The sequence below is a fragment of the Secundilactobacillus similis DSM 23365 = JCM 2765 genome, assembly GCF_001311075.1.
Taxonomy (GTDB): domain Bacteria; phylum Bacillota; class Bacilli; order Lactobacillales; family Lactobacillaceae; genus Secundilactobacillus; species Secundilactobacillus similis.
Genome location: NZ_BBAD01000020.1, coordinates 34,840 through 44,821 on the forward strand (window position 1 = coordinate 34,840; position 9,982 = coordinate 44,821).

Genomic DNA, 9,982 nt, shown 5'->3' on the forward strand with positions numbered 1-9,982 from the left:
TGATAATGCAATGAGGAGAAGAGTAGCTCATGCGCGTGCACGTTAGAGATCCCGGATGGTGCAAAAGGGAACGCACGCAACTGAGTGAAGATGAGCTCTGAGCTGTGAGGTGGTTCACGCTACTTCACCGGGTGCAGCCGTTAAACCTGCCACGTTTCCGAAGTGATCAACTTCGGGCACGGTTGAGGTATTGAACGTTAATACAAAATAGGGTGGTACCGCGCGTATCAGTTGAAAGCGCCCCTTTGGCTAGTCGTAGTCAAAGGGGCGCTTTTTGTGTTAATTGCCCCCGCATTGCAATAAGAGAGGATTGAGGATCATCAGACAATTTAAGGAACGTTACTGGATCAGCATCATCACTGTTGCCGTCATTTTACTAGCGTGGAGTTTAGTTACCGCTAATCATCAAGTGTCACAATTGATCATTCCATCGCCAAAGCAGATTTGGGTCTGCTTCATGCAGTTGATTCAAAACGGCTACAAGGGCAACTCCCTGTGGGCGCACATGTGGGCGAGTCTACGACGACTGTTTATCGCGTTTGCGATTGCCGTGGTCACCGCCATTCCGGTGGGGTTGTTAAGCGGGTATTCGGTGAAGGTGCGCGCGGTATTTGAACCAATCATCGCCTTTATCCGGCCACTGCCGCCATTGGGCTACTACACGATTATCATTTTGTGGATGGGGACTGGTGATACGTCGAAGATCTTCCTGCTGTTTCTGGGGGCCTTCGCACCGATTTTTGTTTCCTGCGTCTCCGGTGTTACGCGGGTCAATCAGGACTACATCAACCATGCGCGGACGTTAGGCGCTAATCAGGGCCAGATTTTCGTGCACGTCATCTTACCAGCCTCGTTACCGGAAGTTTTCGTGGGCTTGCGAAACGCCATGAGCATCGCTTACGCCACTTCGGTTGCGGCTGAAATGGTCGCCGCCGTTTCCGGCATTGGCTGGATGGTGTTGGATGCGTCAAAATACCTCAGAAGTGATGTGGTTTTCGTGGGCATCATTCTCATGGGCATCACCGGGATCATTCTCGATAAAATTTTACTGTTGTTGGAACACCAAATCGTAGGCGGGAGGGAACGGCATGCGTAGAAATGGCATCTTATTAGGGTTGTTGTTAACGTTGAGTTAGTGGTGTTAGCGGGTTGTTCATCGACTAGCGGTGGCGCGCAGGCGGATGCTACTAAGGCGTCCCGTTATCCAGAAACGGTGCGGGTCGGCATCATTGAAGGTGGCCCAGAATCCGCCATTTTGGCCAAGGAAGGTATTTGCAAAAATACATTAAAACCAAGGTCAAAGTCACCACGTACTCGGCCGGAACCGACATCAATAACGCGTTCATCTCCCGGGACCTTGATCTGGCCTCGTTCGGGTCATCGCCCGTCACGTTGGGTTTGGTCAATGGGGTCAGCTACAAGGCGGTCGGTATCCCGTACAACGAAGGCGGTAATATTGAAGCGCTAGTTGCTCGAAACGGCACTGGCATCAAAAAGGTCGCTGATTTGAAAGGCAAAACGATCGGGGTGCCATTCGGGACAACTTCCCACTACGCCGTGCTCCAAGCGCTGAAGTTAGCGGGCTTGAGTGCTAAAGACGTCACGTTGATGGATCTCTCCGGCCAAAACATCGTGGCCGCTTGGAAGCGGAAGGAAATCGATGCTGCCTATACGTGGAGCCCCGGTTTGGACGAATGTGTGAAGACGGGGACCATCATCACCAACGATGGCCAGTTGTCGCAACAGGGCATCAAAATTCCCGAAATCGCGGTGGCCTCGGATAACGTGATCACCAACTATCCGGCAGTGACCCGCGATTACGAGCAGGCAATGCTGGCAGTAAGTCGGCTGGTACACGAACACCCACAACAAGCAATTGCGGACGTTGCCAGTTGGGAAGGCATCACCAAGGCTAGTGCGAAGAGTCAAATTGTTGATAACCAGTGGCTGACGGCTGCTGAGCAACGCCAGGCATTTGGCAGCAACGGGAACGGCGCTTTTGCGAAGACGTTGCAGATCACCGCGCAGTTCCATAAGGCGCAGGAAAACATTACGACCGTCCCAAGTCTGAGCGCGTTAAGTCAGGACATTGACGGCAGTTTCTTGAAGGGAGACGACTAGATGAGTGAACAAGTACTATTGGATATTCAAAACGTATCAATGAATTATCAGAATCATAAACAAAACATCGCGGCCTTGGGCGAGGTGAATTTGAAAATTTACCCGGGCGAGTTCGTTTGCGTCATGGGCCCCAGCGGGTGCGGCAAGAGCACGCTGCTCAACATCTTAGCGGGCTTCATGGCGCCGACAACTGGACAGGTGCTCCTGAACGATCAACCCATCAAAGGGACTGATGCGCAGCGGGGCGTCGTCTTCCAAACGCCACCCCTGTACGACTGGTACACGGTGCGTCAAAACATCGCCTTTGGTCCCAAAATGAACCACGTCCCAAAGGAACAGGTCGATGCCGATGTTGACAAATACCTCGCCGCAGTCGGCCTCAGCGAATTTGGCGACAAACGAATCTACGAACTCTCCGGCGGGATGCGCCAACGCGCCAATATCGCCAGTTCGCTGATCAACAATCCAGATATCCTGCTGATGGACGAACCTTTGGGGCGTTGGATGCCCTGACTCGCGAACAGATGCAGGCGCTGGTCCGGAACCTCTGGGTCGAGACCGGTAAAACGATCTTCTTCATCACCCACGATGTCGATGAAGCTCTGTTGTTGGGCACCCATATTCTGGTGATGTCCAAGCATCCTGGCCAGGTCATCGCTGACTTTCCGGCGGACTTTACCCAGAGCATCGTTGCGGATCAGGACCAATCGATTCGCTACACGCCGGAATTTGGTGAGAAGCGGCAGTACGTGTTGGATTTGATTAATGGACAGTGATTGAGTGATGTCAAACAGCCTAAGAAGTGATTTCTGTTGAGAAATCATTTCTTAGGCTATTTTTATGATAGTGAGTTGACGTTGAACTGTTTTGAGAAATGAACGGTATTCTGGGCGTAATGAGTCTAATCCTAGTACATCGTTTTCCGTTAATATGCCGTTTCACGCATCGAAACCGGCCAATCCTTAATAGAATGATGTTGGTCGAACTTATTAAGGCGAGCTAATTCTGCGGGTGTCAGATTAAAGTCTAAACTCTCAAAGTTAGATGCAACGTGGTCAGCGTTTAATGATTTAGGAATCGCAATAATTTGTTGCTGGGTTAAGAATCGGAGCAATACTTGGGCGGGTGAAGCATTATATTTTTGAGCGAGTGATTTGATTTCTGGTAAAGCCATCATTTCAATACCCATGTTCTCGCCAAGTGGGGCCCAAGCCTCATGAGCGATATGATGATCAAGTAGATAGGGGTGTAATTTAGTTTGTTGCCAATAGAGATGAGTTTCAATTTGGTCAACCGCTGGCGTAACAGTGCTATGTTGTATCAGATTATCAATTTGGGCACTGTTAAAATTGCTTAGGCCAATGGCACGCGTTTTACCAGCTTTAAGGGCGTCTTCCAATGCACGGTAGGTTTCCAAGCTACCACGAGTTGGCCAGTGAATGAGTAACAAATCGAAATGATCACTGCCTAAGCGTTGAAGAGAGTCGTCGATGCCGCGACGAGTTGCTTCGAAACCATCAGTTTGCGTTTTGGAAGTAATGAAGACATCATTGCGGGATAAACCACTCTGTTTAAGTGCGTCACCCACGCCCTGTTCATTGCCATAAACTTGAGCAGTATCAATACTGCGATAACCAATTTTTAGTGCAGTTTCAACGTTTTTGGCGGTTGATGCCGGTGGTGTTTGGAAGGTACCATAACCCAAGATAGGCATTTCAACGCCGTTATTTAATGTCATATATTCCATAATTGAGTCTCCTTAAAAAGTCGATTAGTCTTGAATCGTTAAAATTGCATCAAGTGGCATCCGGTCCGCGACAATTTGGTTCACTGGCGCTTTGGTATCTCGTAACCTAAACCAATGCCTAAGATAAGTCTTCGTCCGAGGTTACCGATAAGTGTTCTCGTAGCATTTGAGGGTACTTGATAAACTGATAGGCCGGCATCGTATCAATGCCACGTTCTTGCGCTGCTAACATTAATGACTGACCAAACGCACCGAGATCGTATAATGCCCAAGGTGAATAGCCTTTGGTTAGGGCCAAATACACCACAGCTTGTGCGTTATAAAGGTTAGCGGCTTCTTGATCGATTTTGGCTCGGAAGTCAGACCCCAGCGTTTTAACCAAGCCGGCGTTCCAATCCTGCATGTTTTGTTGCGCAATCGTTGACCAGTCACTGCGATGTCCCATTGGTAGATCAGAATTTAATGGCGCATTGCTAGTAACGAGATCGTGTTGAGCGGTTCGAATTGACGAAAGGGTGTCGCCCATCGCAACGTAAACGCGTTGTGATTGGGAGTTGACCCAGGTTGGCGTAGTCTGTGCAAGTTGGACAATAGCTTCAATATCAGTGCGAGTAACTTGTTGATCTGTAAATTTGCGAATTGCTTTGCGAGTAGTTAGGGCTTTATTAACTTCCATTATGAGAGACCTCTTTATTTTTTTGTTAGTCTAAAATGACGTTAGTTTGGAACGTAAGTAATCAATTTGGGAAATCTGTCGTTCATAATCATGGACAGTTGCAAGTTTTGCATCACGAAGCTGGTTAAGGAGCAACGAACGCTGATTATCCGAAACTGCCAGATAGTGATCAGTATCAATTCCCATAATTGTCATGGCACGAATGTCACAGTCTGAATACATTAAAATCACCTCGAAAAAAGCACGTGTGCGGTAATCATTACCTCATCACGTGCTTTAGTATAGGTGCAATTCAAAAAAAGTGAAAATGCTTCTTTTGTAGGGTGTGCCATACAGTTATTGCATGGCACTAGTCTGAAGCGTATCAATAAAAGCTTTGGTCGCTTTACTGTGGGGCTGTTGGCCACGCCAAGCAACGATTGAATTTAGCGTTAACTGGGGTTCCAGTGGAATGAAACGAAGGTGTTCGAATTGTTGGTTGAGTTGCAGGCAAATCACAACGCCACAGTTTTGTTGAGCTAACATGGCGGCGTTGTAAAGCAGGTTATACCGCGCCCAGTTCCCCATGTGCTTAGCGTATTTTCCCGACCAACGTGCGAGTTCTTTTTGGACAACGGTATCCAGAATGGTAATAACTGGTGTGCCAACGAGATCGCCAGGGTGAATCGCATCATAATTAGCGAACGGAGAGTCTTCGTGGGCTAAGATGCCCCACGTTTCCTTTTGATGTAGTCGAACTGATTCATAGCGGGTTGCATCAACGGGCTCAATTAATAGGCCTAAATCAATGATGCCTTGTTCAAGCCAAGTTTTGATATCTTCGTTGTTGCCGCTATGTAGGGCAAAACGAACGAGGGGGTGTTGGCGTTGGAACGCGCCCATGATTTGAGCCAATTCGGCCATACTTTGCAGTTCGGAACAACCAATTGCGATTTCACCGGTTATTTCGGAAGCTGACTGTACTTCGTCTTTAGCTCGAGTCGCCATATCAACGATATCCTGAGCACGTCGCCGGAATAGGAGGCCTTCATTGGTGAGTGAAACGCTATGATGGTGACGCTCAAATAAGGAGACACCGAGTTCTAGTTCTAATGCCTTGAGCTGGCGCGATAGGGTTGGTTGAGTTAAATGTAGTCGTTCAGCCGCTCGGGTGATATTCTCCTCTCGGGCAGTTAATAGGAAGTAATTGAGTACGCGAATATCCATAGTAGTGTTCCTCCGATAGATGGTTAGGTTTATCATACCGCATCGCCAGTTGAGTAGCGCCCCCAATCGCCGTATACTAATAAAAAATAGGGGGTGGGGCAACATGTCAAAACCAGTTTCGATGATCGAGCTGTTCTACGATCTGGTGTTTGTCTACATGATCTCCAAGGCAACGGGGCTGATTCACCATCTGCATCATGGGGTAGTCGAACCATTTTCGTTGATTGTCTTTGCGTTTGTAGTAATCGTGTTCATCAATTCGTGGATGGTACAAAGCGTGTTCGTGAACCGTTATGGGGAGTCGTCGTGGACTGATATTGGGTTTTCGCTCATTAACATGGTCATCGTGTTATATATGTCAAATACCTTTTCATCGGAGTTAAATGCGAATTTACGACCGTTCTTCTTAGCAGCTGGGCTACTGTCGCTAACGCTGTGTCTGCAGTATCTGATTGTTTACTGGCGGACGAAGGTGAAGGATGACCGGGCAATCGCCCGGATATTTGCGGGAATTTTAGGGGTCAGAACGATTGCGCTATTGGGGGCAGCGTGGTTGCCGCCAACGGTTGGCATTATCGTTGCGGTGATTGGCGTTGGTATTAGTTGGGTGGCGCCGGGCTTCACCGGTCGTTATACGCACAAGCACCCAATCATCTTCGCTCACTTACTGGAACGGTTGACCGAATTATCGATCGTGATGTTCGGCGAAACCATTGTGGGAATTGCGAATTACTTCACGCGAACATCATTTTCGTTCATTTCAATTCTAATTTTCGTGATTGTCGCCAGTTTATTCTTTGCGTACATCACTCAGTTTGACCACTTTATTGATGAACATCGGCAAGGGGAAACGGGCAATCTGCTGATCTATCTGCATTACCTGATTATCTTCGGTATCAGCATGGTCACCGTAGCGCTGAAATTCGTGGCCGAACCTGAGGCGGACACCACATTTGCAATTAGCTTCTTGTACGTCGGTATCGGGCTATTCTACCTTGGTTTGCGGATCGCTCGACACTACAACTTAGTGCAATTTCGGCAGTCGTCACGATTTTATTGGTGGATTCTATTCTTGATCGTAGTCGGTTATGGCTGGTGTATCGGTGCCGATAACTTTACTGTTACGGTTAGTGTAACGGCGGTTGTCTTAGTCATTAGCTGTGGCCTGCTGGTCCGGCAAGTGTATCGGTATGGAAATGTTAGTTATCATTGATGCCAAGATTTCTACCATCATAATCGTGCGGATCTTGCAAAATATCGTCAACGAGATGAGCAAGATTAGCAGGTGATACTTCACGACCACCAAAAGATTTGCCTTTTTCAGTTACTTCATATTCAGGTGCTGGTTGGCCTTGCTTAATCCAACCTGGTCGAATTATTGTATAATGATTGACGCCAGATTCGACTAAATCAGCAGCCTTACGGTAAGGCTTTAGAATGGAATTTTCATCTAAATTCCATTCAGCACCCATACTTTGCGGAATTTCATTATAAATGCCGAGTGATGAGACTAAGATAACATGTTTATTTGTTTGTTTCGTTAAAGCACCCAGATTTTGAGTGACTTGAATAATCTGTTGACCGCTGACAGCGGAAAAAATATAATCACTGTTTTGGACTAAAGGGCGTAAAGTATCAATATCAGTTGCATCACCTGCCATAACTGTTTCACGAGACGTTTTAGGAAGTAGTTTCCCCGCTGAACGAGAAAAAAGTGTCACATTAAAATCGGTTTTATCTTGTAAGCTCGCTCGTAATGCTGAACCAAAACTGCCAGTAGCGCCAATGATTAAAATATTTGTCATAAAATTGCTTCCTTCCTGTTGCTAATTTACAATGATGTTGATATTTAAATACTTAATTTAGGAGACAAATTTTGAATAAAAATCGACTTGAGGCATTTTCAGACGGTGTTTTTGCGATTATTATTACGATCATGGTGTTAGAGTTGAAAGTTCCTGAAACTTACAACTGGTCTGCGATTAATGCACTGATACCGACGTTTTTCGCTTACTTGATGAGTTTTATCTTTGTTCTATCCTTTTGGGTCAGTCACCATAGAATGTTGCTTAGATTAGAAAAGGTAGAAGCTTCCACGTTATGGTTAAACGGCCTATTCCTATTCACTTTATCACTTTTACCATTTTCAACCGGTTGGGTTTGGGCGGTTTCCATTAGCTGTTGCGCCTGAAGTGACTTATGGTATTTCATTTGTCATTAGTAACTTAGCATTTCGTTGGTTGGCCGGTGATATCCATCATCAAAAGGCTAAAAACGGTATGACTGATCTAGAATACCGCAAAATAACCCTTGAGGTTTTTGTTTTGACTGGCGTACAGGCTATTCTAACTGGCATCGGGTTTTTTATGCCAATTATTGTTTTTATTGGTGTTTCAGTGATTGCTATCTATTGTGCAATCTCTCAAGGACGAATTACTCGTAAATGACCTCGTTTGATTCTCTTTGGGTATATAACTGCCAATACTTTTCTGCAATATTTGCTGGCGAAAAGTGCTCATCTTGACCAATCTGTCCTGTAATCGTAACAATACCACTAAAGATACCATCTGATTTGAGCGCTTGTGCTAAAATCATCGTTAAATTATGTAGCGCTGCTTTATCTAAGGACATGGTGGTATTAGTTGCCGCTGGAAAACTAGCAAACCCACCACCTGTGAATAGTAAGGTTCCTGCATGAGCTTCTTTTTGCATCGGAATCACTTGTTGTGCTGCTGTTAGTGCTCCGGCAACATCTGTTTGGTAATGAGTCAAGAGTTCACTAGCAGTTAGTTCAAGTGGTCGATTTGCTTGCATCATTGCCACGTTGTAGACCATAACATCAATTCGACCATATTTATTTTTTGCTTCATTAAAACTGCTTTTAATCGAATCATCACTTGATACATCAATAGTTTGATACTCGGCATCAATTCCCTCTGATGTCAATTCAGTAACATAATGTGCCAATTTGGTAGCATTTCTGGCCATTAAAATCACTTTAAAGCCTTCTGTACCAAATTTTCTGGCAATATGATTACCTAGTCCGGGACCAGCACCAACAATTGTAATTGTTTTCTTCATGTTATTCACCTTGCCTCTTCTTAATATGTAAATTGTATTAAGGAAACATGCTTTAATCAAATACCTATTCAGAAATGGGAGGATAACCATTTGGCTATTAATATGCATTGGATAAATATTTTTATTACAGTCGCAAGTACTAAAAGTTTTACCGAAACTGCTACCGAAATGTATATCTCTCAACCTAGCATCAGTAAAGCTATTCATAATTTGGAATCAGAATTACAAGTGAAACTATTTGTTCGTGACCGAAAACAAGGATTATCGTTAACGGATTCCGGTCAAAGGATACTTAAGATTGCAAAAGAGCTGTCTAAAAATGAAGCTACTCTCTTTCAAGTTGCATTTGACGCCAACCATCAACTAAGTGGTCGGTTACGCGTTGGCTCAATTCCGATTATTAGTACAACCATTCTAGCAAAAGTCTTTGGTTACTTTAAAGCTAATTATCCATTGGTGAATATTGAATTGTCAGAAGGCAATTCCCGAGAGATTAAACAACTACTTCGAGCCAATTCAATTGATGTTGGCATTACCACTTCACCTAATCAATGTCAAAATAAGCAATCACTATTTAGCGACCATATGGTTGCACTTTCAGCTAACAATAGTGATGCGATTGATTTAACCAATAGTGATGAAACCTTCATATTTTGCAAAGCAGGTTCAGAAACGGTCATTGATTTATTAGATCAGAACCAAAACTTTAACTTCAAGAACTGGCTAATTGTTGATCGTGGTGAAACGGTAATTGCTATGGTTGAACAGAATGTGGGTGTTGGGATCATATCCAATTATGTGCTAACAAATACACCACATTCAGATAAACTCTACGTGAACGAAATATCACCCAAACTTGAGCTTAGTTATGATTTGATCACAAATAACGATGCTCAAAAGTCACCCATAATTTCAAAATTTATCGAAACAGTTAAATTCAATGCATTAAAGAGTTAGTTACAAAACGATTCACTAGTCATTAACAAACGGGTTGGCGAATTATCTTGGGATTTATGTACAGCAAACGAGGGGCTGTGACAGAACCCCGATAAAAAGGACTAAGTTTCGAAAACCACGAAGATTTTCGGTGTACATTGAACGTTTGTTTAGCTGTCTTGGCTGATTGCTGAGAGGGCTTTTTTTGCTGTCGC

At 44.9% G+C, this 9,982-nt stretch carries 13 protein-coding genes; 8 read left to right on the forward strand and 5 right to left on the reverse strand.

What is annotated here, in order from left to right:
• Positions 1–310 precede the first annotated feature (310 nt).
• The 4 genes from JCM2765_RS06510 (at position 311) to JCM2765_RS18050 (ending at position 2,897) form a co-directional block, all read left to right on the forward strand.
• Complete coding sequence (locus JCM2765_RS06510) at positions 311–1,096, forward strand: ABC transporter permease (protein WP_225352017.1); 786 nt, start codon at positions 311–313, stop codon at positions 1,094–1,096.
• A 176-nt stretch (positions 1,097–1,272) separates the two neighbouring features.
• Positions 1,273–2,121 carry a taurine ABC transporter substrate-binding protein gene (locus JCM2765_RS06515; protein WP_054735164.1) on the forward strand — a complete coding sequence of 283 codons (849 nt, stop codon included), beginning with the start codon at positions 1,273–1,275 and terminating at the stop codon, positions 2,119–2,121.
• A complete protein-coding gene (locus tag JCM2765_RS06520) occupies positions 2,122–2,634 on the forward strand; it encodes an ABC transporter ATP-binding protein (protein WP_225352018.1) in 513 nt (170 codons plus the stop codon).
• Positions 2,622–2,897 carry an ATP-binding cassette domain-containing protein gene (locus tag JCM2765_RS18050; protein ID WP_225352019.1) on the forward strand — a complete coding sequence of 92 codons (276 nt, stop codon included), beginning with the start codon at positions 2,622–2,624 and terminating at the stop codon, positions 2,895–2,897. The genes JCM2765_RS06520 and JCM2765_RS18050 overlap by 13 nt, the downstream gene beginning before the upstream one ends.
• Before the next feature lie 149 nt (positions 2,898–3,046).
• Here JCM2765_RS18050 and JCM2765_RS06525 read toward each other — a convergent pair whose 3' ends face one another.
• From JCM2765_RS06525 to JCM2765_RS06540, 3 genes are all read right to left on the reverse strand, one after another.
• Positions 3,047–3,868, reverse strand: coding sequence for an aldo/keto reductase (locus JCM2765_RS06525; RefSeq protein ID WP_054735167.1), 822 nt, complete (start codon positions 3,866–3,868; stop codon positions 3,047–3,049).
• Positions 3,869–3,986: 118 nt separating this feature from the next.
• The gene (locus JCM2765_RS06530) at positions 3,987–4,544 is read right to left on the reverse strand and encodes a nitroreductase family protein (protein WP_054735170.1); all 558 of its coding nucleotides are present in this window, start codon (positions 4,542–4,544) and stop codon (positions 3,987–3,989) included.
• A gap of 336 nt (positions 4,545–4,880) precedes the next feature.
• Complete coding sequence (locus tag JCM2765_RS06540) at positions 4,881–5,750, reverse strand: LysR family transcriptional regulator (protein ID WP_054735176.1); 870 nt, start codon at positions 5,748–5,750, stop codon at positions 4,881–4,883.
• A 103-nt stretch (positions 5,751–5,853) separates the two neighbouring features.
• Between JCM2765_RS06540 and JCM2765_RS06545 the strand changes: the two genes are divergently transcribed.
• Positions 5,854–6,963 carry a low temperature requirement protein A gene (locus tag JCM2765_RS06545; protein WP_054735179.1) on the forward strand — a complete coding sequence of 370 codons (1,110 nt, stop codon included), beginning with the start codon at positions 5,854–5,856 and terminating at the stop codon, positions 6,961–6,963.
• On the opposite strand, the gene JCM2765_RS06550 is transcribed toward JCM2765_RS06545, so the two are convergent.
• Positions 6,950–7,555 (reverse strand): NAD(P)H-binding protein, encoded by a 606-nt coding sequence (locus JCM2765_RS06550; RefSeq protein WP_054735182.1) that lies wholly within the window; start codon positions 7,553–7,555, stop codon positions 6,950–6,952. The two genes, JCM2765_RS06545 and JCM2765_RS06550, sit on opposite strands and share 14 nt — an antisense overlap.
• A 71-nt stretch (positions 7,556–7,626) precedes the next feature.
• Here JCM2765_RS06550 and JCM2765_RS06555 point away from each other — a divergent pair, with 71 nt between their 5' ends.
• Both JCM2765_RS06555 and JCM2765_RS06560 read left to right on the forward strand, forming a co-directional pair.
• Positions 7,627–7,941, forward strand: a complete 315-nt coding sequence (locus tag JCM2765_RS06555; protein ID WP_054735186.1) for a TMEM175 family protein — start codon at positions 7,627–7,629, stop codon at positions 7,939–7,941.
• Position 7,942: 1 nt separating this feature from the next.
• A complete protein-coding gene (locus tag JCM2765_RS06560; RefSeq protein ID WP_054735188.1) occupies positions 7,943–8,197 on the forward strand; it encodes a hypothetical protein in 255 nt (84 codons plus the stop codon).
• Here JCM2765_RS06560 and JCM2765_RS06565 read toward each other — a convergent pair.
• Positions 8,184–8,831, reverse strand: coding sequence for an SDR family NAD(P)-dependent oxidoreductase (locus tag JCM2765_RS06565; RefSeq protein WP_054735191.1), 648 nt, complete (start codon positions 8,829–8,831; stop codon positions 8,184–8,186). The genes JCM2765_RS06560 and JCM2765_RS06565 overlap by 14 nt on opposite strands.
• A gap of 90 nt (positions 8,832–8,921) precedes the next feature.
• Here JCM2765_RS06565 and JCM2765_RS06570 point away from each other — a divergent pair, with 90 nt between their 5' ends.
• Complete coding sequence (locus JCM2765_RS06570) at positions 8,922–9,788, forward strand: LysR family transcriptional regulator (protein ID WP_054735195.1); 867 nt, start codon at positions 8,922–8,924, stop codon at positions 9,786–9,788.
• Positions 9,789–9,982 lie beyond the last annotated feature (194 nt).